Origin of the sequence: Streptomyces eurocidicus (assembly GCF_002891295.1) — a bacterium.
Taxonomy (GTDB): domain Bacteria; phylum Actinomycetota; class Actinomycetes; order Streptomycetales; family Streptomycetaceae; genus Streptomyces; species Streptomyces eurocidicus.
This window is the reverse complement of sequence record NZ_LGUI01000009.1, coordinates 485,402-506,523: the sequence shown is the minus strand read 5'-3', so window position 1 is coordinate 506,523 and position 21,122 is coordinate 485,402. Positions and strand designations below refer to the sequence as shown.

At 71.4% G+C, this 21,122-nt stretch carries 16 protein-coding genes; 6 read left to right on the top strand and 10 right to left on the bottom strand.

What is annotated here, in order from left to right; all coding sequences use genetic code 11:
* Nucleotides 1–238: 238 nt before the first annotated feature.
* Nucleotides 239–1,285 carry an L-glyceraldehyde 3-phosphate reductase gene (mgrA, locus tag AF335_RS26255; protein ID WP_102920866.1) on the bottom strand — a complete coding sequence of 349 codons (1,047 nt, stop codon included), beginning with the start codon at nt 1,283–1,285 and terminating at the stop codon, nt 239–241.
* A 111-nt stretch (nt 1,286–1,396) separates the two neighbouring features.
* Between mgrA and AF335_RS26250 the strand changes: the two genes are divergently transcribed.
* The 4 genes from AF335_RS26250 (at nt 1,397) to AF335_RS26235 (ending at nt 6,715) form a co-directional block, all read left to right on the top strand.
* Complete coding sequence (locus AF335_RS26250; RefSeq protein ID WP_102920930.1) at nt 1,397–2,158, top strand: isoprenyl transferase; 762 nt, start codon at nt 1,397–1,399, stop codon at nt 2,156–2,158.
* 455 nt (nt 2,159–2,613) lie between these two features.
* Nucleotides 2,614–3,936, top strand: coding sequence for an RNA 5'-3' helicase PhoH2 (gene phoH2, locus AF335_RS26245; RefSeq protein WP_102920865.1), 1,323 nt, complete (start codon nt 2,614–2,616; stop codon nt 3,934–3,936).
* 437 nt (nt 3,937–4,373) lie between these two features.
* Nucleotides 4,374–5,105 (top strand): aggregation-promoting factor C-terminal-like domain-containing protein, encoded by a 732-nt coding sequence (locus tag AF335_RS26240; RefSeq protein WP_102920864.1) that lies wholly within the window; start codon nt 4,374–4,376, stop codon nt 5,103–5,105.
* Between the two features lie 173 nt (nt 5,106–5,278).
* Nucleotides 5,279–6,715 carry an AI-2E family transporter gene (locus tag AF335_RS26235; protein ID WP_102920863.1) on the top strand — a complete coding sequence of 479 codons (1,437 nt, stop codon included), beginning with the start codon at nt 5,279–5,281 and terminating at the stop codon, nt 6,713–6,715.
* Between the two features lie 232 nt (nt 6,716–6,947).
* On the opposite strand, the gene AF335_RS26230 is transcribed toward AF335_RS26235, so the two are convergent.
* Both AF335_RS26230 and AF335_RS26225 read right to left on the bottom strand, forming a co-directional pair.
* Complete coding sequence (locus AF335_RS26230; RefSeq protein WP_102920862.1) at nt 6,948–7,481, bottom strand: alkyl hydroperoxide reductase; 534 nt, start codon at nt 7,479–7,481, stop codon at nt 6,948–6,950.
* Nucleotides 7,482–7,485: 4 nt separating this feature from the next.
* Nucleotides 7,486–8,040, bottom strand: coding sequence for a peroxiredoxin (locus AF335_RS26225; RefSeq protein WP_102920861.1), 555 nt, complete (start codon nt 8,038–8,040; stop codon nt 7,486–7,488).
* A gap of 133 nt (nt 8,041–8,173) precedes the next feature.
* On the opposite strand from AF335_RS26225, the gene AF335_RS26220 reads away from it, so the two are divergent.
* Nucleotides 8,174–9,178 carry a hydrogen peroxide-inducible genes activator gene (locus AF335_RS26220; RefSeq protein WP_102920860.1) on the top strand — a complete coding sequence of 335 codons (1,005 nt, stop codon included), beginning with the start codon at nt 8,174–8,176 and terminating at the stop codon, nt 9,176–9,178.
* A 200-nt stretch (nt 9,179–9,378) separates the two neighbouring features.
* Here the strand turns inward: AF335_RS26220 and AF335_RS26215 are convergent, their stop codons facing one another.
* The 3 genes from AF335_RS26215 to AF335_RS26205 form a co-directional block, all read right to left on the bottom strand.
* Nucleotides 9,379–11,754: an FtsX-like permease family protein gene (locus AF335_RS26215; RefSeq protein WP_102920859.1), complete on the bottom strand. Its 2,376-nt coding sequence runs from the start codon at nt 11,752–11,754 to the stop codon at nt 9,379–9,381.
* 138 nt (nt 11,755–11,892) lie between these two features.
* Nucleotides 11,893–12,141 (bottom strand): type II toxin-antitoxin system antitoxin, encoded by a 249-nt coding sequence (locus AF335_RS26210; RefSeq protein ID WP_102920858.1) that lies wholly within the window; start codon nt 12,139–12,141, stop codon nt 11,893–11,895.
* Nucleotides 12,138–13,091, bottom strand: a complete 954-nt coding sequence (locus AF335_RS26205) for an SPFH domain-containing protein (RefSeq protein WP_102920857.1) — start codon at nt 13,089–13,091, stop codon at nt 12,138–12,140. Before AF335_RS26205 ends, AF335_RS26210 begins: the two co-directional genes overlap by 4 nt.
* A 261-nt stretch (nt 13,092–13,352) precedes the next feature.
* On the opposite strand from AF335_RS26205, the gene AF335_RS26200 reads away from it, so the two are divergent.
* Nucleotides 13,353–15,617 carry a transglycosylase domain-containing protein gene (locus AF335_RS26200; RefSeq protein WP_102920856.1) on the top strand — a complete coding sequence of 755 codons (2,265 nt, stop codon included), beginning with the start codon at nt 13,353–13,355 and terminating at the stop codon, nt 15,615–15,617.
* Between the two features lie 87 nt (nt 15,618–15,704).
* Here the strand turns inward: AF335_RS26200 and AF335_RS26195 are convergent, their stop codons facing one another.
* The 4 genes from AF335_RS26195 to fomD form a co-directional block, all read right to left on the bottom strand.
* The gene (locus AF335_RS26195; RefSeq protein WP_102920855.1) at nt 15,705–17,168 is read right to left on the bottom strand and encodes a catalase; all 1,464 of its coding nucleotides are present in this window, start codon (nt 17,166–17,168) and stop codon (nt 15,705–15,707) included.
* Nucleotides 17,169–17,339: 171 nt separating this feature from the next.
* A complete protein-coding gene (locus tag AF335_RS26190) occupies nt 17,340–19,253 on the bottom strand; it encodes a SpoIIE family protein phosphatase (protein WP_102920854.1) in 1,914 nt (637 codons plus the stop codon).
* Nucleotides 19,254–19,584: 331 nt separating this feature from the next.
* The gene (locus AF335_RS26185) at nt 19,585–20,259 is read right to left on the bottom strand and encodes a class I SAM-dependent DNA methyltransferase (protein WP_102920853.1); all 675 of its coding nucleotides are present in this window, start codon (nt 20,257–20,259) and stop codon (nt 19,585–19,587) included.
* Nucleotides 20,260–20,398: 139 nt separating this feature from the next.
* Nucleotides 20,399–21,085: a cytidylyl-2-hydroxypropylphosphonate hydrolase gene (fomD, locus tag AF335_RS26180; RefSeq protein WP_102920852.1), complete on the bottom strand. Its 687-nt coding sequence runs from the start codon at nt 21,083–21,085 to the stop codon at nt 20,399–20,401.
* Nucleotides 21,086–21,122: the final 37 nt, after the last annotated feature.

Here is a 21,122-nt window from a genome sequence, read left to right as displayed (position 1 = left end):
CAGTGCTGAAGGGCCTTATGGGACCCGAAGCGGCCGTCCGTGCCCGCCCGTTCAAGATCAACAACGTCACCCAGTGTCAGCATGGCGCGCGCCGTCACCCTCGCCGATGCGCGGAACAGGTGCTCCGAGCGGTTAAGGTGGAAACCCCCCCTCGGGCCGGTCCGTATCCCCCCCACGGACCGGCCCGTTTTTCTGCCCGGGTGTCACGGTGCGTGACGGTGTGGAGACCCGTCGGATTTCAGCCGCGTCGGGCCCAGATGTTGACACCTTCGGTACTCACCGCGAAGGAGTCGATCTCGGCCAGCTCCTCATCGGTCAGTTTCGATGTCCCGAGCGCGGCGACATTCGCCTCCAGCTGACGCACGCTGGACGCGCCGATCAGCGCCGAGGTCATCCGCGGGTCACGCAGCACCCACGTCAGGGCCAGCTGGGCCAGGGACTGCCCACGGCGCTCCGCGATGGCGTGCAGCCCGCGCAGCCGCTCCACGACGTCGTCCGTCAGCAGCTCCGGGTCGAGCGACTTGCCCTGCGAGGCGCGGGAGCCCTCCGGGATGCCGTGCAGGTACTTGTCGGTCAGCAGACCCTGGGCGAGCGGCGCGAACGAGATGCAGCCCATACCCTCGGCCTCCAGGGCGTCCAGCAGGCCGTCGTCCTCCGTCCAGCGGTTGATCATCGAGTAGGACGGCTGGTGGATCAGGGCCGGTACGCCCATCTCGCGCAGCAGCCGGGCCGCTTCGCGGGTCTGCTCGGCGTTGTACGAGGACACGCCCGCGTAGAGCGCCTTGCCCTGCTGGACGGCGGACGCGAGCGCGCCCATCGTCTCCTCCAGCGGGGTCTCCGGGTCGAAGCGGTGCGAGTAGAAGATGTCGACGTAATCGACACCCATCCGGCCCAGCGACGCGTCGAGCGAGGAGAGCAGGTACTTCCGCGAACCCCACTCCCCGTACGGGCCGGGGTGCATGAGATATCCGGCCTTGGTGGCGAGCACCATTTCGTCACGGTACGGCCGGAAGTCCTGCGCGAAGATCTTGCCGAAGTTCAGCTCGGCGGAGCCCGGCGGCGGTCCGTAGTTGTTGGCCAGGTCGAAGTGGGTCACGCCCAGGTCGAAGGCGCGGCGGAGAATGGCGCGCTGGGACTCCAGGGCACGGTCGTCGCCGAAGTTGTGCCACAGCCCGAGGGAGACGGCGGGCAGCTTGAGGCCGCTGCGCCCCGTACGCCGGTACTCCATCGAGTCGTAGCGGGATTCGGCCGCACGATAGTGCGCGGAATGAGTGGAATCGGTCATGTGTATCTGACTATCACGGACCTGTGACAGGCCGAGTTGGGCTCTCGTGACACGCGGGCAGTAATGTGGCGCCCTCGGGGCGACCGCCGTGGCATGGAGGGGCTGGAAGACGTGAAGTTGCGCGACCTGGTGTACAGGCTCTACGCACGCCGGGTGGAAGGCCGCCTCGACCACGCCCAGGTGCCCAAGCACATCGGCGTCATCCTGGACGGCAACCGACGCTGGGCGCGGGCCGACGGCCGCACGCTGGAGCAGGGGCACCAGGCGGGCGCGGACAAGATCTCGGAGTTGCTCGGCTGGTGCGCCGAGACCGACGTCGAGGTCGTGACGCTCTGGATGCTCTCGACCGACAACCTGGACCGGCCCGCCGACCAGCTCAAGCCGCTGCTCGGCATCATCGAGAACACGGTCCGCGGGCTGGCCGCCGACGGCCGCTGGCGCGTCCACCACGTGGGCACCATGGACCTGCTGCCGGCCCGCACCCAGTCGGTGCTGAAGGAGGCCGAGCAGGACACCCTCGGCGTCGACGGAATACTGGTCAACGTGGCCGTCGGCTACGGCGGCCGGCAGGAGATCGCGGACGCGGTGCGGTCGCTGGTGCTCGAAGCCGCCGAGAACGGCACCTCCTTCGAGGAACTGGCCGAGACCGTCGACGTCGAGCACATCTCCAAGCACCTCTACACGCGCGGCCAGCCCGACCCGGATCTGGTCATCCGCACCAGTGGCGAACAGCGCCTGTCCGGCTTCATGCTCTGGCAGAGCGCGCACTCCGAGTACTACTTCTGCGAAGTCTTCTGGCCGGCTTTCCGGAAGGTCGACTTCCTTCGCGCGCTGCGGGATTACGCGGCGCGGCACCGCCGTTACGGCGGCTGACACCACGGGCCGGTACAACGGACGGACAAGGCCGGGAATGGCCTCGAAGTCCGGCCGGGAGGCACGGTAAGGCGGTCCACCGGGGCGGTGGGCAAGCCGGTTGACAGGTCGGAACCCAGGTGGCGGCCGGTCCGGAGCGACTGTTCCGCGGCCCGGCGGAACGAGGGTTCACCCCGTCGTCGCATATGCCGTTGCATGGTCAAGCGGTACAGCGGGAATATCCCCTCCAGGTCGACGGTCTGTCCAAAGACCGTCGCTCTGCCAGCGGGCGGCATGGGGCCGCCCGCCCGGGAGGCCCTTTGCACACGGACGACGACCGTGCGGACCGTGCGGACCCGAGAGGTCGCGCGGACGACGCGGAGGGCCGGCGTCCGGCCCTCGAAGGGCATCGACCCGGCCCATTCCCCGGCGACGCCGTCGCGCCCCGACCTCTCCCCGAGGGGGTTCGTCCACCCGTGGTGACCAGCAAGAAGCGCCGTGAGAACGACCGGCGCACCTATGTCCTCGACACCAGCGTCCTGCTGGCCGACCCAGGCGCCATGTCCCGCTTCGAGGAGCACGAGGTCGTGCTGCCCGTGGTGGTGGTCACGGAGCTGGAGGCCAAGAGGCACCACCCCGAGCTCGGTTATTTCGCGCGGCAGGCGCTGCGCCTGCTGGACGGATACCGGGTGCAATTCGGCCGCCTCGACTCACCGATTCCGATCGGTGAGTTGGGCGGGACGCTCAGGGTCGAGCTCAACCACTCGGATACGGGCATACTGCCCGCCGGGTTCCGCCTCGGTGACAACGACTCGCGCATTCTCGCGGTCGCCCGCAATCTCCAGGCGGAGGGATACGACGTCACGGTCGTGTCCAAGGACCTGCCCCTGCGCATCAAGGCGTCCGCGGTCGGCCTGCTGGCGGAGGAGTACCGCGCGGAGCTCGCCATCACGGACTCGGGCTGGACGGGCATGGCGGAGCTCGCCGTCACCGCCGAGCAGGTCGACGAGCTCTACGCCACGGAGGCCGTCGAGGTGCCGGAGGCGGCGGAACTGCCGGTGCACACGGGGCTGGTGCTCCAGTCCGAGCGCGGCAAGGCCCTCGGCCGGGTGGCGGCCGACGGCTCGGTGCGGCTGGTCCGGGGCGACCGCGAGGCGTTCGGCATCCACGGCCGCAGCGCCGAGCAGCGGGTGGCCCTGGACATGCTCCTGGACCCGGACATCGGCATCGTGTCCATGGGCGGCCGGGCCGGCACGGGCAAGTCGGCGCTGGCGCTGTGCGCCGGCCTGGAGGCCGTCCTGGAGCGGCGGCAGCACCGCAAGGTGATGGTCTTCCGGCCGTTGTACGCGGTGGGCGGCCAGGAGTTGGGCTATCTGCCCGGCAGCGAGGCCGAGAAGATGAGCCCGTGGGCCCAGGCCGTCTTCGACACCCTCTCGGCGGTGACGAGCGCCGAGGTGATCGAGGAGGTCGTCGGGCGCGGCATGCTCGAGGTGCTGCCGCTCACCCATATCCGCGGCCGCTCATTGCACGATGCATTCGTGATCGTGGATGAGGCCCAATCGCTCGAAAGGAATGTTCTGCTGACCGTTCTGTCGCGAATCGGGGCCAATTCGCGGGTGGTTCTCACCCACGATGTGGCGCAGCGCGACAACTTGCGCGTGGGGCGTTACGACGGAGTGGTCGCCGTCGTGGAGAAGCTGAAGGGCCATCCGCTCTTCTCGCATGTCACTCTGACGCGTTCGGAGCGTTCGCCGATCGCGGCGCTGGTGACCGAAATGCTGGAGGACGGCCGTATCTGATACGGATCCGGCATGACCTGAACGGCCGCCCGGACGGCGGCTTGACGGCAGCGCGCGGCAAAGCGTAGGAGCTTAGCCGCGCGCTGTTGTGCGGCGCCTGGTTTTCCGGGAAATCCCTGGCGTAAACGGCGTGTGAGCTTTCCCACGCAACGCGGAATTGCCTCGGGGCGTCCCGGTCGGGCAAAGTCTGGGTCCTGTCAGGCCCCCGCATACGGCACCACCGCACCTCTTGGGGTGCGACACCACAGAACTGAACAGCGTCGCCGTATGCCGCCCGAGCGTCACACGGACCTCCCCCGCGGGAGGCCCCACCGGGTCAGCGCCTTCTGTGACCAGTCGGTTCTCCGCTCCACGGGACCGGCACGACGGAGGCCAGCGCCAGGGGCACGATTGCGTCCGCGAGGTCACCTATGCGGGCGATGCTGGAAGGAAACCGTGTGAGCCGGATTTCGGTCCGGGGATTCGCCGTGGCGTCCGCCACCGCGGTCACCACCGTCGGCGCCGTCGTAGGTGTCGCCTCGGGCAGCGACCAGGGCACGACCCCTCAGGTCGAGGCCACCGCAGCCGACGCGACGCTCCTCGCGGAGATCCCCGTCGGACACAACGTCCAGGCCCAGACCGCTTCCCTGACGCAGCAGGCGGACACCCAGTCCGACGCGGCGGACACGGCCGCGAAGAAGGACGCCGAGGAGACCGCGCGCAAGCAGGCCGCCGAGGACGCCACCGCCAAGAAGGACGCCGCGGACGCCGCGGCGAAGAAGGAGGCGGAGGAGAAGGAGCAGGCGAAGAAGGACGCCGCCGAGCGCGAGAAGAAGGACGAGGTCAGCAGCCGGTCCGCCGCGCGCGACGCCTCCGACTTCGCGGTCAAGGGCTCCTACTCCACCGCCGAGGTCCAGGCGATGGCCCGGCAGATGGTCCCCGGCGACCAGTTCCAGTGCTTCAGCAACATCGTGAACAACGAGAGCAGCTGGGACTACACCGCGACCAACGCCTCCTCCGGCGCCTACGGCCTGGTGCAGTCGCTGCCCGCCTCCAAGATGTCGTCGGCCGGTGCCGACTGGCGGACCAACCCCGCCACCCAGATCAAGTGGGGCCTCGGCTATATGAACGAGCGCTACGGCAGCCCCTGCGGCGCCTGGTCGTTCTGGCAGGCCAACCAGTGGTACTAGCCCACGCCTAGGCCGTACCCACGGTAACTTCCATGCCTCTCGCGGGACCCCCGGTCGCAGCCCGGCCGGGGGTCCCGTGTGTCTTCCCCCACGACGCCCGTCGGCATCGATGACAGCGGGCACAGGTAACGTCGTCACCATGGCCGCGGGGGAGTGGGGGTAGAGGAAGAGAAATGTCGAGATTGCCAAGACTGGTCGGGGGTGTGGGAGCGGGCCTGTCCCGCCTCGCCGACCGTCTCGAAGCCCGGAAGGGCGAGGACCCGGGTGCGGCGGAGACGCCGGCCCCGGTGAGTCCGGTCGCCTCCGGCCCCGAGCCCGTGCCCGCCGCGGCCCCCGTGCCGGCGGCCGATCCCGCCGGGCAGCCGCCCGCGCAGCCCACGGCCGAGCACGTACCGCCGCCGCCCGGTTACGCCCCGGCCGTCGCCGCGCGCCCCGACCCGGTGGCCACCGTCCCCTGGGGTGTGCGCGTCGCGGCCGAGGTGGCCTGGCGGCTGCTGATCCTGGCCGGCACCCTCTGGGTGCTGATGCGGGTGATCAGCGCGGTCCAGCTGGTGGTGCTCGCCTTCACCGCGGCCCTGCTCATCACCGCGCTGCTCCAGCCCACCGTCGCCCTGCTCAAGCGGCGCGGCGTGCCCCGCGGCCTGGCCACGGCGATGACCTTTATCTCCGGGTTCGTGGTCATGGGCCTGGTCGGCTGGTTCGTGGTCTGGCAGGTGACGGAGAACCTCGACGACCTGTCCACACAGGTCCAGCAGGGCATCAAGGACCTCAAGCACTGGCTCCTCAACAGCCCGTTCCATGTCACCGAGGACCAGATCAACAACATCGCCGACAACCTCAGCCAGGCGATCGGCACCAACACCAAGGACATCACCTCGGCGGGCATAGAGGGTGTCCAGGTCATCATCGAGGTGCTCACCGGCATCCTGCTGGCGATGTTCAGCACGCTCTTCCTGCTCTACGACGGCCCGAAGATCTGGGAGTGGCTGCTCAAGCTGTTCCCGGCGGCGGCCCGCGAGGGTGTGGCGGGCGCGGGTCCGCGCGCGTGGGCGACGCTCACCGCGTATGTGCGCGGCACGGTGATAGTGGCCCTGATCGACGCGATCTTCATCGGCATAGGGCTGTTCTTCCTCGATGTGCCGCTGGCCGTGCCGCTGGCCGTGTTCATCTTCCTCTTCGCCTTCATCCCCCTCGTCGGCGCGGTGGTCTCCGGCGCGCTGGCGGTGGTGGTCGCGCTGGTGACGCGCGATGTGTTCACGGCGATGATGGTGCTGGTCGTGGTGCTCGCGGTGCAGCAGATCGAGGGCCATGTCCTCCAGCCCTTCATCCTGGGCCGGGCCGTGCGGGTGCACCCGCTCGCGGTGGTCCTCTCGGTGGCCGCGGGCTCGCTGATCGCGGGCATCGGCGGCGCGGTGGTCGCGGTCCCGCTGGCCGCCGTCACCAATACGGTCGTCGGCTATCTACGGGCCCACGCCAAGGAGAACGCCCTGCGGGCGGCCGCGGCGGACGGACCTCGGCCGGAGGAGTCCGTCACCACGGCCGCGAGGGCGTCGGCCGCAGGCGCGATGCCGCCCGGTGAGCCACCGGGCGAGGCGCCCCCCCGGACCTGACGCGGAGTCCGCCCGGCGTGGGGCCCGCCCCCGCGCCGGGTGTTCCCGTGCGGGGGACGACGCGGCGGACGGACCGACGACCGGGGCACCGGGCGTACGCGTCGGCCGAGCGCACGGGCGGGCCCACCGGCCGAGCGCTCCGGGCGGGGGCGAGGGCAGGCATGCGAAACGGTCCGCCGACCATCAGGTCGGCGGACCGTTTCGTATGTGCGACGTGCGGCTGTGCCGTCCGTCAGCCGTTCAGCACGGCCTCGGCCTCAAGGGTCGCGCCGACGGCCTGCAGCACCGAGGCGATCTTGAACGCCTCCTGGATCGTCTCGCGCTCCACGCCGGCCTTGCGCAGCACCTGCTCGTGGGAGTCGAGGCACATGCCGCAGCCGTTGATGGCGGAGACGGCCAGGGACCACAGCTCGAAGTCGACCTTCTCCACGCCGGGGTTGCCGATGACGTTCATCCGCAGACCCGCGCGAAGGTTGCCGTACTCCGGGTCCGACAGCAGGTGCCGGGTGCGGTAGTAGACGTTGTTCATCGCCATGATGGCCGCCGCGGACTTGGCCGCGGTGTACGCCTCGGGGGAGAGGTTCTCCTTGGCCACCGGCTCCAGCTCACGCAGGACGATCGGCGAACGGGTCGCGATCGCGCAGGAGAGGACCGTGCCCCACAGCTGCTGCTGGGGAAGGTCGGAGTTGCCGATGACCGAGCCGAGGTTCAGCTTCAGGTCCTTGGCGTAGTCCGGTATGGCGGACTTCAGCTCGTCGAGGGCCATCGGGTCACTCGCCCGCGAGCAGCGCGACCGGGTCGAGGGTGCCCTCGCCCTTGTTCCAGTTGCAGGGGCACAGCTCGTCGGTCTGCAGGGCGTCGAGGACCCGCAGGACCTCCTTGGGGTTACGGCCGACGGAACCGGCGGTCACCATGACGAACTGGATCTCGTTGTTGGGGTCCACGATGAAGACGGCGCGCTGGGCGTAGCCGTCCTCGCCCTCGACGCCGCACGCCTGCATCAGCTCGTGCTTGGCGTCGGCCAGCATCGGGAAGGGCAGGTCACGCAGGTCGGCGTGGTCCTTGCGCCAGGCGTGGTGGACGAACTCGGAGTCGCCGGACACACCGAGGATCTGGGCGTCACGGTCGGCGAACTCGTCGTTCAGCTTACCGAAGGCGGCGATCTCGGTGGGGCAGACGAAGGTGAAGTCCTTCGGCCAGAAGAAGACGACCTTCCACTTGCCCTCGTGGGTCTTGTGGTCGATCTGCGCGAAAGCCTTGTCCGCGTCGAGGTCAACGCAGGCGGTCAGGTCGAACTCGGGGAACTTGTCACCGACAGTGAGCACGCGCTCTCCTTGTAACGAGAAACGTCCCATTTCGGGAGCTTCCTTCGGGTTGGACAGACCAACCCTGCCACAGGAGTCATTGATAACGGAAATAGCTAGACTGATGGAAGTTGATCGGAGGTGGTTATCAGTCATGTCTCCCATAGCCCCGGGGAAGGACCCCGGCCAGAGCCCCGCGGGGGCCGCCACGAAGGCCGCGCCGGCCCGGCCGCGGCAGCTCAGCCTCGCCCAGCTGCGTGCCTTCGCCGCCGTCGCGGAGCACCTGCACTTCCGCGACGCCGCGTCCGCCATAGGGATGAGCCAGCCCGCGCTCTCCGGCGCCGTCTCGGCGCTGGAGGAGGTGCTCGACGTCCAGCTTCTTGAGCGTACGACAAGAAAAGTGCTGCTCAGCCCGGCCGGCGAGCGGCTCGCCGCCCGTGCCCGTACCGTCCTCGACGCGGTCGGTGAGCTGCTGGAGGAGGCCGACGCGGCCCGCGCCCCCTTCACCGGAGTGCTCCGGCTCGGGGTGATCCCGACCGTGGCGCCCTATCTGCTGCCCACGGTCCTGCGGCTGGTCCACGACGCCTATCCGGCCCTCGACCTCCAGGTGCACGAGGAGCAGACCTCGTCCCTGCTGGACGGGCTGGCGCAGGGCCGGCTGGACCTCCTGCTGCTCGCCGTGCCCCTCGGCGCGCCCGGTGTGACGGAGCTCCCGCTCTTCGACGAGGACTTCGTGCTCGTCACTCCGAGTGACCACTGGCTGGCCGGGCGCGGGGACATCCCGCGCGCCGCGCTGCGCGAGCTGGACCTGCTGCTCCTGGACGAGGGGCACTGCCTGCGCGACCAGGCCCTCGACATCTGCCGGGAGGCCGGCCGGACGACCGGCATGCCCGTCACCACCAGCGCCGCCGGTCTGTCGACCCTGGTCCAGCTGGTCGGCGGCGGCATGGGCGTCACCCTGCTGCCGCGTACGGCGCTGCGCGTCGAGACCGACCGCAGCGAGGCGCTGGCGACCGGCTATTTCGCCGACCCGGCCCCCTCGCGCAGGGTCGCCCTGGCGATGCGCGCGGGCGCCGCGCGGCAGGAGGAGTTCGAGCAGTTCGCCGAGGCGCTGCGGGCCGCCATGCGAAGCCTTCCGGTCCGGATACTCCGGGGCTGACGCGAGGTCACGGGCGTACGGGTGCGGGGCGGTGCCCCCGTGGCACCGCCCCGCACTTCGGCCGTCCCCGCACTTCGGCCGTCCCCGCACTTCGGCCGTCCCCGCACTTCGGCCGTCCCCGCACTTCGGCCGTCCCCGCACTTCGGCCGTCCCCGCACTTCGGCCGTCCCCGCACTTCCGCCGTCACCGCGCCGCCGGGCCTACTCCGTGTGGAGCCCGTCCGGCCGCATCAGCCGCCGTAGCGGCGGCAGGCCGGCGAGCGTCACCAGCACGATGACGCCCGCGCCCGCGCCGACCAGCGGCAGGAAGGCCGTCCAGTCCGTCACCGGCCGGCCGACCAGGGTGAGCGTCGCCCAGCCCAGCCCCAGGCCGCCCGCGACGGCGAGCGCCAGGCCCAGGGCCACGGGGATCGCGGTCTGCCAGAGCACCGACCAGCCCACGGTGGAGCGGGGGACGCCGGAGGCGACCAGGGCGGACAGCAGCCGCCTGCGCTCCCGCAGCTGCTCCAGCGTGCCGACGAGCATGCTCGCGCCGATGAGGGCCAGGAGGAGGACCGCGCCGATCAGCAGGCCCTGCCGCACGGCCGCGTAGTGGTCATCCTTCACCACGCCGCCCGCCCGCCGGATCCGCACGGAGGGGTCGATGGCGGCCGCGGTGTTGCGGACCCGCTCGATGGCGTCCGGGTCGCCGGGCCGCACCTTCACCGCGAACGTGGTCTCCGCGTCCGGCATCTTCGAGACGTCGACGGCCGACGGCGTGGCCAGCACGCCGTACCGGTGCTCACCGATCGCGTCGGGGCGGGTCGGCACCACGCGCGCGCTCGTGGGAACCGTCCAGTGGTACGTACGCGCCGACGGTCCCTCGTCGTACTCCTTCATCGTCAGCTTGGTGCCGGGCGGGAACCGGCCGGCGGTGTCGACGTCGCCGTCCGGCTCCTGGGCGACGAAGGTGTCGCCCTCGCGGCACGGGCCCAGCTCGGCCAGCTCCCGCAGGGTGGCGCAGTCGCCGGTCATGACCGTGGTGACGGGGAAGGGGCCCCCGGCGTCCTTGTCGGCGTACCGCTCCACGTACCCGGTGGCGCCCGTGACGCCCTCGGTGGCCTTGAACCGGTCCACCCAGCCGCGCACCTCCGCGGCCGTGCCGGGGCGGAACGAGCCGTGCAGCGCCGAGTGGCTGGGCTCCTCCGGCTTCGGAGGGCCGCTCCGGGTGCCGGCGAGGAACATCTGGATCGCGATCGCCCCGGCCACGGCGACGGTGATGCCGCTGACCGCGCGGGCCGCCGGGCCGCTGTTGAGCTGGAGCCGCCGGACGGCCAGTTGCCACGCCACCGGCCCGCCCCGCAGCCGGGCCACGCAGCGCTCGACGAGCCAGGGCAGCAGGGCGGTGACGCCGACCAGGACGAGCGCCGCGCCCAGGGCGATCCGGTAGGTGCCCGCCGAGATCCCGTAGGTCATCACGTTCGCGTCCGAGAGGCCCGGCACCAGCAGTGCGACGCCCACGGCCGGGACGAGCAGCCGCCACCACAGCCTGCGGCGCCGGGACGCACCGCCGCGCGTGACGCCCAGCGGCTCCACGGCGACCCGGCGGAGCGCGAAAAGAGTGACGACCACGGCCGCGGCGGGCACCGCGAGGGCGACGAGCGCGGCGAGCGGCGCGCTCGGCGCGAGGTCGGCGGGGAAGACGTCCGCCTCGCGGATGGTCACGCCGGTCGCGAAGCGGCGTACGAAGAGGAAGAGGCCCGCGCCGACGGCCATGCCGGCCAGCGCGCCGCACAGCGCCTCACCCGCGGCGATCCGGCGGATGGTCCTGATGTCCGCGCCGACCAGCCGCAGCGCGGCGAGCCGCCGGTCGCGCTGCCCGCCCCCGAAGCGCACGGCGGTGGCGATGAAGACGGCCACCGGCATCAGCAGGACGACACAGCCCAGGGCGCCCAGGACGAGGGCGACCGCGTCCGGTGGCGGCTGGTCCGCGTCGCCCCCGAAGTGGTCGACGCGCGAGGCGTGGGGGTCCGTGGCGAGCCGGTCGGAGCCGATGTAGTAGTAGAGCTCGCCGGGGCCGACGAGGCCGGCGTCGGAGATCGTGCCGACGCGCTTGTGGGGGAACCGGTCCCGCAGCGGCTCGCCCTCGCCGGACTTCAGCAGCCGCTCCAGCGCGGGGGAGAGCACCATCTCGCCGGGGCCGGGGAGCCGGTCCACGCCGGGCGGTACGGGCGCCTCCGGCCCGTCCGCCCGCACCAGCGTGCCGCGGACGGGCTTGTCCCGGAAGTCCGTCTCGACGGCCCGGACCAGCAGGGTGCCAGGGGTCGGATCCAGCCGCGCGGGTGTCTCGGCGGGCTGGGGCACCGCTCGCGCGCTCTCCCGCTGCGACCGCTGGGACAGCATCTCCGGGACGGAGGCCGCGATCAGCAGCAGCGTCACGCCCAGACCGACGCCCACCGCCGTGAGCGCGGTGCGCAGCCAGCTGTCCCGGCCGCCCGTCAGGGCGAAACGGGCGCCCGTGGTGAGATCCCGCAGCCAGGCGGCGACCCCGGTGGGGCCGACGGGCCGGGGGGTGGTTCCTGTGGGTCCGATCGACATGCCGAGGAATGTACACGGTGTGTATACACGGCATGTATAGACGGGGTGTTGAGTTGTCTGAAAAGGTTCGCTCAAGAATCGAACATAAGAGCGGCGGAAGTGCCCGGCCGGAGTGCTCCGTCCTGCGCCCGGCCGCCCTCAGTCCGTGTCGCGGTCCTGGCCGTCGGTCTTCGGCGGGCGGCCCCGCCGGGGCAGCGCGCCCGTCCCCTTCGGCAGCCGTCCGGCGTCGGCGAGCGCCTTGCGCAGCAGGAACTCGATCTGCGCGTTGGCGCTGCGCAGCTCCTCGCCCGCCCAGCGCGTGAGCGCGTCGTGGACCAGCGGGTCGAGCCGCAGCAGCACCTGCTTGCGCCGCCGCGGCCCGCGCTCGGGCGGGAGGTCCTCCGTCACTGGTAGAGGGTGCCCGTGTTGAGGACCGGCTGTGCCGCGCGGTCCCCGCAGAGCACCACCATCAGATTGCTCACCATGGCCGCTTTCCGTTCCTCGTCCAGCTCCACGAAGCCCTGCTCGCTGATCCGCTCCAGGGCCTCCTCCACCATCCCGACCGCGCCCTCGACGATCAGCTTCCGGGCCGCGACGACCGCGCCCGCCTGCTGCCGCTGGAGCATCGCGGAGGCGATCTCCGGAGCGTAGGCCAGGTGCGTGAACCGCGACTCGATGATGTGCACACCGGCGGCCTCGACCCGGGCGTGCAGCTCGACGGCGAGCTTCTCGGTGATCTCCTCGGCGTTGCCGCGCAGCGAGAGGGCGTCGTCGTGCGCGTCATAGGGGTACTCGATGGCGATGTGCCGGACGGCCGCCTCGGTCTGGGTGGAGACGAACTCCAGGAAGTCGTCCACCTCGAACAGCGCCTGGGCGGTGTCCTCCACCCGCCAGACCACGACGGCGGCCAGCTCGATGGGGTTGCCGTAGGCGTCGTTGACCTTCAGGACGGCGGTCTCGTGGTTGCGCACCCGGGTCGAGATCTTCTCGCGGCTGGTGAACGGGTTCACCCAACGCAGGCCCTCGGTGCGGATCGTGCCCCGGTAGCGGCCGAAGAGCTGGACGACGCGGGCCTCGCCCGGGGCGACGGTGTTCAGCCCGCTCATCGCCGTGACGGAGGCGAGGCCGATGAGGACCCCGCAGACGACGAGCACCGCGCACGCCGCTGCCTGCCCGGAGTTGCCGAAGGCGATGCCCCAGGCGATCGCGCCGGCGCCGGCGAGCAGTCCGGCCAGCCCCAGCAGCAGCGCGAGACCGCCGCCGATGTCGTGGGCCGGCTTCTCCCGCACCTGCGGTGCGGGCCTCTCCGGTATGTCCGCCGATGTCACGGCGTCGGTCGTGCCGATGGTGTCCGGCATGGCGATCCCCCTGGATCCTCGCTGATTTCACACCTGTCCGACCGGGCGGGCGGTGGTCGGCGCCCGCCGTCGGTTGTCTAGCAAAGTGATAGCACATTAGAGCCCTGTACGGTTTTCCGCACTGCGCCGTACCCGGTTCCCGCCATCCGGGGTGCTGTATGTCACGTGCGTCAAAGCCTTGATCGATGGGCGTTTGGTGACAGTTGCGGTGTTAGCTTCGTGAGCTGGGTTGGGGGCGGACAGAGTGGAGCTACGGGAGAGATGGGCCGAGCGGAAGCGCGACGGGCGCAGAACAGCACCCGCACAACAAAGGGCAAGAAGCCCAAGAAGACAGGCATACGCCGCTTCTTCACGTGGAAGAAGCTGCTCGCCTACTTCGTGGGTCTGATCGCTCTCGGTGTGGGCGCCTTCGTGGCGCTCTATCTGTACGTCGACGTGCCCGACAGCAAGACGGCGACCAAGCTGCAGAGCAATATCTACAAGCTCAGCAACGGCACGGTGCTGGCCCGCACGGGCCAGGTCAACCGTGAGGAAGTCCCTCTGGACAAGATCCCGAAGGACATCCAGAACGCCGTCGTCGCGGCGGAGAACAAGGACTTCTGGACCGACCCCGGCGTCGATGTCAAGGGCACCGCCCGAGGCATCTTCAACACCGTGATGGGCCACGGCAAGCAGGGTGGCTCGACCATCACCCAGCAGTACGTCAAGAACTCCTACCTGAGCCAGGAGCAGACCGTCACCCGCAAGGTGAAGGAGCTGATCATCTCGCTCAAGGTGCAGCAGAAGGTCGACAAGAAGGACATCCTCGCGGGGTACCTGAACACCAGTTACTACGGCCGGAACGCCTACGGCATCCAGGCCGCCTCCCGCGCGTACTACCAGAAGGACGTCGACAAGCTCACCCTTGAGGAGGGCGCCTACCTGGCCGCGCTGCTCCAGGCCCCCAGCCAGTACGACTGGACCGTGGCGACCGACGACGGCAAGAAGAACGCCCAGAACCGCTGGAACTACGTCCTCGACAAGATGGTCGAGATGAAGTGGCTCCCCGCGGACAAGCGCAAGGACATGAAGTTCGAGGTGCCGAAGGACCCCAAGCCCCCGAAGGGCATGAGCGGTCAGAACGGCTACCTCGTCAAGGCGGCGGAGCAGGAGATCGAGCGGGCGCTGCGCGCGCAGGGCCGCAGCGAGAGCGACCTCGCGGCCGGCGGCTGGACCATCGAGCTCAGCATCGACCCGAAGAAGCAGAAGGAGCTGGAGAAGGCGGTCTACCAGCAGGTGACCCGCAAGCTGGATCCCCAGGCCCGCAAGGTCGACGCGTACGCCCAGGTCGGCGCCGCCTCGGTGGACCGCAAGACCGGCAGGGTCGTGGCCCTCTACGGCGGCCAGGACTACCTCAAGCACTTCAGCAACAACGCCACCCGCGAGGACTACCAGCCGGCCTCCACCTTCAAGCCGCTGATCTTCGCCTCCGCGCTGCAGAACGAGGCCAAGAACGAGAACGGCCAGCGCATCACGGCCGGCACGATCTACGACGGCACCAGCAAGCGGCCCGTCCGCGGCGGTGACACGGCCTTCGCCCCGGAGAACGAGGACGACGTCAGCTACGGCCCGGTGTCGGTCCAGGAGTCGATGAACAAGTCCATCAACTCCGCGTTCGCGCAGATGGCCGTCGACGTGGGCCTCGACAAGGTCAAGAAGACCGCCGTCGACATGGGCATGAACGGCAAGGCCGGCAACTTCGAGGAGGTGCCCGCCATGTCCCTGGGCTCCATGGGCGCGAGCCCCCTCCGGATGGCCGGCGCCTACGCCACCCTCGCCAACCACGGCAAGAAGGTCACCCCGACCCTCGTCGCCAAGGTCACCCGCAACGGCGGCCAGAAGCTGGACATGCCCGACCCGATCGGCAGCCAGGTCCTCGACCGCACCAACGCCGACAACGTGACCCAGATCCTCAAGGGCGTGGTCAACGACGGTACGGCCAAGGTCGTGCAGAACGCGACGTACGCGGTGGCGGGCAAGACCGGCACCTCCGACGACAACAAGTCGGCGTGGTTCTCGGGCTACACCCCCGGTCTGGTCACCACGGTCGGCATGTTCGGTGAGGGCCCCGGCGGCAAGCAGGTGCCGCTGACCAACACCGGCGGCCACGACGGCCGTGTCAACGGCGGTGGCTACCCGGCCGAGATCTGGGCCGACTACATGGGTGAGGCCGCCGACGGCGACACCGAGTTCGACCTGGAGACGGACGAGGCGGCCGTGGTGCCCCCGCCGCCCGCCCCGCCGGCGTCCTCGCAGCCCTCGTCGCAGCCCTCGCACTCGCCGTCCCCGGCGCCCTCGCGGTCGCAGGCACCGTCGCCGAGCGCCTCCAAGCCGCCGACGGCCCCCCCGCCGTCCCCGCCGGCCTCGCAGTCCGCGAAGCCGCCGAAGCCGCCGACCCCCCCGTCGAACAAGCCCTCGCCCAGCACGGGCGGTGGCGCCGACGGCGGGACCGTGCCCAACGGCGGGCGCGAGGAACAGCAGAACTGACCCCGTTCCGCACCGGAACACCAAGGACGGCCGCCCGCCGCGCGAGAAGCGCGGCGGGCGGCCGTCCGTCTTCGCCGGCGTGCCGGCTCAGCCGCCGTTGACCCGGGTGGCGATACGGTCGCCGAGCTTCTTGTCGATGTTGCGCCAGTACTGGAACGCCCGGTCGAGTACGGGCCTGCTGACGCCCTGCTTCAGATGGCCGGAGACGTTGTCCACCAGCCGGTCGCGCGCCGCGTCGTCCAGGACCTGGCGGACCAGCGTGCCCGGCTGGCCCCAGTCGTCGTCCTCGCGGTGCAGCTTGTACGCCTCGCGGACCATCTCGCCCGCCGCCGCCCAGCCCGCCGGGTCGCCGAAGCGCCCGAAGTCCGCGGCGGGGCCGCCGTAGGAGTTCGGGGCGTAGACCGCGCCCGTACGGGACGGCTCGTAGCGCATCGGGCCGTCCTTGGCGTAGGAGTTCACCACGGAGTGCGGCCGGTTCGGCGGCAGCTGGGCGTAGTTCGGGCCGATCCGGTAGCGGTGCGTGTCCGGGTAGGAGAAGAGCCGCCCGAGCAGCATCTTGTCCGGGGACGGGCCGATGCCCGGCACCAGGTTGGACGGCTCGAACGCGGCCTGCTCGATGTGGACGAAGAAGTCCTCGGGGTTCTTGTTCAGCGTCATCCGGCCGACCTCGATCAGCGGGTAGTCGCCGTGCGGCCACACCTTGGTGAGGTCGAAGGGGTTGAAGCGGTAGTCCGCCGCGTCCTCGAACGGCATGACCTGGACGTTCACCGTCCACGAGGGGGCGTTCCCGCTCTCGATGGACTCGTACAGGTCCCGGCGGTGCTTGTCGGCGTCCGTGCCCGCCAGCTCGTCCGCCTCCGCCTGGGTGAGGAAGTCGATGCCCTGGTCGGTCTTGAGGTGGTACTTCACCCAGAACCGCTGGCCGCCGCCGTTCACCCACATATAGGTGTGCGAGCTGTAGCCGTTCATATGGCGCCAGGTCTTGGGGATGCCGCGGTCGCCCATCAGCCAGGTGACCTGGTGCGCGGACTCCGGCGACAGCGTCCAGAAGTCCCACTGCATGTCGTTGTCGCGCAGGCCGGTCCGCGGGTGGCGCTTCTGGCTGCGGATGAAGTCCTGGAACTTCTGCGGGTCCCGGACGAAGAAGACCGGGGTGTTGTTGCCGACCAGGTCGTAGTTGCCCTGCTCGGTGTAGAACTTCAGGGCGAAGCCGCGCGGGTCGCGCCAGGTGTCGGGGCTGCCCTGCTCACCGGCGACCGTCGAGAAGCGGGCCAGCATCTCGCAGCGCTTCCCGGGCTGGAAGAGGTCGGCCCTGGTGAACTGGCTGACGTCATTGGTGACCTCGAAGAAGCCGTAGGCGCCGCCGCCCTTGGCGTGCACCACCCGCTCGGGGACCCGTTCCCGGTTGAACTGGGCCATCTTCTCGATCAGGTAGTGGTCCTGGAGCAGGATGGGGCCGGTGTCACCGATGGTGAGCGAGTGTTCGTCGCTTTCCACCGGGATTCCCGCGTTGTTCGTGGTGTAAGGAGTCTGCTGCGCCGAGTCGGTCATGGGACGCCTCCCGGAACGGGGATGGGCGAGGGCGCGTCCGTACCGCCCTCCACCCGAGCCAGTGAACTCCGCCGACAGCGTGTCGGCAACAGGAGTCTGGACACTGTCCAGAATTTCACCTCGTACGGGCGAACGGGCCCTCCCGGCCCCGTCCGCCCGGCCCCGGGGACCTCAGCGGGCGTGCGCGGGCAGCGCCAGCTCGAACCACACCACCTTCCCCGTGGACAGCCGGGTGGCCCCCCACCGCCTGGCCAGCCGGTTCACCAGATACAGCCCCCGGCCGCCCTCGTCCGAGGGCCGGGCCTGCCGCAGCCGGGGCAGCTGGGGCACGTCGTCGCCGACCTCGCAGCGCAGCACGTCCGTCCGGAGCAGCCGCAGCGTTATGGGCCGTTCGGCGTACCGCACGGCATTGGTGATCACCTCGCTGACCAGCAGCTCCACACTGTCGGACAGCTCCTCCAGGCCCCAGCGGGTCAGCGCCCGCCGGGCCAGCCGGCGCGCCTGCCGGGCCGTCTGCGGCCGGGGGTCGAGGAACCAGTACGCCACATCGCTGGGCGCGATCCCCTCGAAACGGGCCGCGAGCAGGGCGATGTCGTCGTCCCGGTCGCCCGGGCCGAGCATGCCGAGCACCTCGTCGCACAGCGGCTCCAGCGGCGGCGGGTTGGGCCCCGTCAGCCGGGCCGTCTCGATCAGCCGCTCCCGCAGCTGCTCTATGCCCGTCCACACGTCCCGTATCCGCGACTCCACCAGGCCGTCGGTGTACAGCAGCAGGGTCGCCCCGGCCGGCGCGTCCAGCTCCACCGCCTCGAAGTCCACCCCGCCCACGCCGATCGGCGCGCCCGGCGGGACGCGCAGCACCTCGGCACGGCCGCCGCGGTGCAGCATGATGGGCGGCGGATGGCCGGCGTTGGCGATCACTATGCGGTGCGCGACCGGGTCGTAGACCGCGTACAGGCAGGTGGCCATGCGGTCCGAGCCCAGCCGCTGGGCCTGCTCGTCCAGGTGGTGCAGCACCTCGGCCGGCGGCAGGTCGAGGCCCGCGAGGGTCTGCGCGGTGGTGCGCAGCTGGCCCATGATCGCGGCGGAGGTCATGGAGTGGCCCATGACGTCGCCGACGACGAGCGCCACCCGGTTGCCCGGCAGGGGGATGGCGTCGTACCAGTCGCCGCCGACCCGGGCGGTCTCGGCGGCCGGCAGATAGCGGCTGGCGAGCCGGACGCCGGTCGGCTGGGGGAGGGAGTCGGGGAGCATCGTGCGCTGGAGCTCGTCGGCGATATAGACCTCGCGGCCGTAGAGCACCGCCTTGTCGACGCCGAGGGCCGTGTGCGTCGCCAGCTGTGCCGCGACCAGCAGGTCGTCGCCCTCGAAGGCGGGCCGGTCGGCGCGGCGTATGAAGACCGCGGCCCCGATCACCCGGCGCCGCCCGCGCAGCGGCGCGAGGATCGTCCGGTGCCGGTCGGGGACGCGGCGGCCCTCGCCCAGCAGTTCCGGGAGCGCCGCCCGCGCGGCGGAGGAGTCGCCGAAGACGGGTCTGACCCCTCGCAGCACCTCCGCGAGCGGCCCTCCTATGCGCACCTCGCAGCGCTCGGCCGCGGCGCCCGCCAGGTCGGTGGCCGGGTCGGCGCGGTCGAACCGCGGCGCGGCCTCGGCCGGGACGGCGAACGCGCCGCCGACCGGCTCGCCCAGGCCGCGCACGTGCTCGGGCAGCTGGTCGGTGCGGCGCAGCCGCAGCACGACGGGGCCCACCGGCCGCTCGTCGCCCACGGGCAGCGGGTCCCGGAGGTAGACCAGGATGGCGTCGGCGAAGGTGGGGACGGTGGCCCGGCACAGGCCGAGCACGATCTCGTCCAGGTCGATGCCGCGCGCGATCCGCCGGGTGGCCGCGCCGACGAAGCGCAGCCGCTCGCCGCCGGTGGCGCCGGGGGCGCGGGCGCGGGCCCGTCCGGACCGCCGGGGGCGGAGCCGTCCCGGAGCCCGCGGCCGGGCGCGTACGGCCCGCTGCGGCGCTCCCCGGGGCCTCGGGTGCCTCCGGCGCCCCAGGGGCGCCGGAGGCCGCACCTGACCCGTCCACGGCTCCGGCGGCACCGGTCCGGTCGTCCGCCCGGCCCGCCCGCTCGGGCCACCGGCCGCGTGGGCGTCGCCGCCCGGCCGCCCGGCCGGTTCGGGGTGCGCCTCGGCGCGGCTCCGCTCGCGCGGGCCTCGGCGCCGGGCACGGCGCGGTCGCCGTCGCCGCCGGGCTGCCGGGGCAGGCGGGCGGCGACGGCGTCGGGCCCGGGCACGCCCGGCACGGTGCCGGGCGGGGCGGGCTGTCGCACCGCCGCGGTCCGCTGTCGTCCGTGGGAGTTGGGATGCTCCGTCACGCGTGGGGTTCCATCCGTCGGGGCCGTACGCCCGGTCGCAAGGGGCGCGCCGTGGGTCAGGCGCGTCGCAGATTGAGGAAGAGCTGGATCTCGGGTGGTACGTCCGTACTCGCCGGGGCGTACGCCAGCGAGTTCTCCCCGGCGATCTCGAAACCCGCTTCGCACACGACCTGGCGCAGTTCCTCCCGCAGGTATCCGGATACCCGGATCGTGTTGCCCAGGAACGGGATCGCGAAGTCGTCCACGTCGGCCTCGACCATCGACAGGGCCAGCAGCCCCCCGGGTCTCAGCAGGTCGTGCAGCATCCGCAGCGCGTGCGGGATCTCCGTACGGGGCAGCATCAGCAGGGCGAAGAACGCGGCGACGCCGTCGAAGGAGCCCAGCCGCCCGTCCCGCAGGTCGGCGAGGTCCGCCAGGTGGAACTCCGCCCCGGGGACGTTGCCGCGGGCCAGGTCGAGCATGCCGGCCGAGAGGTCGACGCCGACGACGTGGTGACCCGCGTCGGCGAGCTGCCGGGCCGTCGGCAGGCCCGTGCCGCAGCCGAGGTCGAGGATCCGGGAGCCGGGCGGCAGCGTCGCCGCGAGCCAGGCGCCGGTCTCCAGCTGGCCCTCCTTGTGCGGGAACGCCTCGTCGTAGCGGTCGCCGATGCTGTCGAAGGCTTCGGCCTGACCGCTGCGGTCCAGCCCTAAGCGGGCGTAGCCGTCGTAGTCCCGCCGGTCGTCACCGCTCACGGCTCCGCCCTCTCTGTGACCCTTCGGCTGTGATCGTGCGTCACATGCCGTGTTCCGTTCGTGCCGTGCTGCTCCAGCAGTATCGCGGAGGCCGATCCTACGGTTGCCCCGCGGGGGCCCGCCAAGCGGTTCCGGTGGATCAGGTCCGGGCGGGGGCCGGGACGCGGCCCCAGTCGGCCGGCAGGGCCGGTACGGCCCAGGCGGGATCCGGCCGCCAGTCCTCCCAGCCCGCGGCGAACGGGGCGGCCCAGTCCTCGATGTGCCGGACGGCCTCGTGCCCGGCGGCCCGCACCCGCGCGGCCTGGTCGGCGGGCATCAGGCCGTCGCGCTGCGCCTGGGCGAACTCGTCCTCGTCCTTCCACTCCCAACGGCGGTCCGGGTAGACGGCGATGTCGAGGTAGTGGTCCTCGGAGTCCACGCCGCCGGCCCAGCGGACGAGCGGCTCCTCGAGGTTGACGTACCAGTTCTTGAAGCGCCAGCCCCCGTCCCAGAACAGCCAGACCGACCAGGGCTCCCCGGGCCGGGCGAGCTTGAGCACCCCCGCGCCGTGCCAGCGGCCCGTGACGGTGGTGCGCGGCCGGGTGTAGCGGGTGGCGAGCGGCTCCCTGTGGATGGGGGTGCCATCGGCCAGTACCGGCTTGACGCAGTCCGTGCCGGGGGCCATCCACACGGCCAGCAGGTCGTCGGTGTCCTGGACGACGGTGACGGGACGGCAGATGTGCACCTGGTCGCTGCCATTGCCCCGGTAGCGCCAGAGGATATGGTCCCCCGGCGCCCAGGGGGCGGTGCCGGCCGTGCCCGTGGTGTCCACCGTGTCCGCTGTCATGCGCAGATCCTAGGTGCCCAGGCCACGGATGCGCCGT

Excerpts from the sequence above, each read along its gene's own strand:
- mgrA (WP_102920866.1), bottom strand. The coding sequence starts at position 1,285 with ATGACCGATTCCACTCATTCCGCGCACTATCGTGCGGCCGAATCCCGC.
- AF335_RS26235 (WP_102920863.1), top strand. The coding sequence starts at position 5,279 with ATGTCGAGATTGCCAAGACTGGTCGGGGGTGTGGGAGCGGGCCTGTCC.
- AF335_RS26230 (WP_102920862.1), bottom strand. The coding sequence starts at position 7,481 with ATGGCCCTCGACGAGCTGAAGTCCGCCATACCGGACTACGCCAAGGAC.
- AF335_RS26220 (WP_102920860.1), top strand. The coding sequence starts at position 8,174 with ATGTCTCCCATAGCCCCGGGGAAGGACCCCGGCCAGAGCCCCGCGGGG.
- AF335_RS26215 (WP_102920859.1), bottom strand. The coding sequence starts at position 11,754 with ATGTCGATCGGACCCACAGGAACCACCCCCCGGCCCGTCGGCCCCACC.
- AF335_RS26205 (WP_102920857.1), bottom strand. The coding sequence starts at position 13,091 with ATGCCGGACACCATCGGCACGACCGACGCCGTGACATCGGCGGACATA.
- AF335_RS26200 (WP_102920856.1), top strand. The coding sequence starts at position 13,353 with ATGGGCCGAGCGGAAGCGCGACGGGCGCAGAACAGCACCCGCACAACA.
- AF335_RS26195 (WP_102920855.1), bottom strand. The coding sequence starts at position 17,168 with ATGACCGACTCGGCGCAGCAGACTCCTTACACCACGAACAACGCGGGA.
- fomD (WP_102920852.1), bottom strand. The coding sequence starts at position 21,085 with ATGACAGCGGACACGGTGGACACCACGGGCACGGCCGGCACCGCCCCC.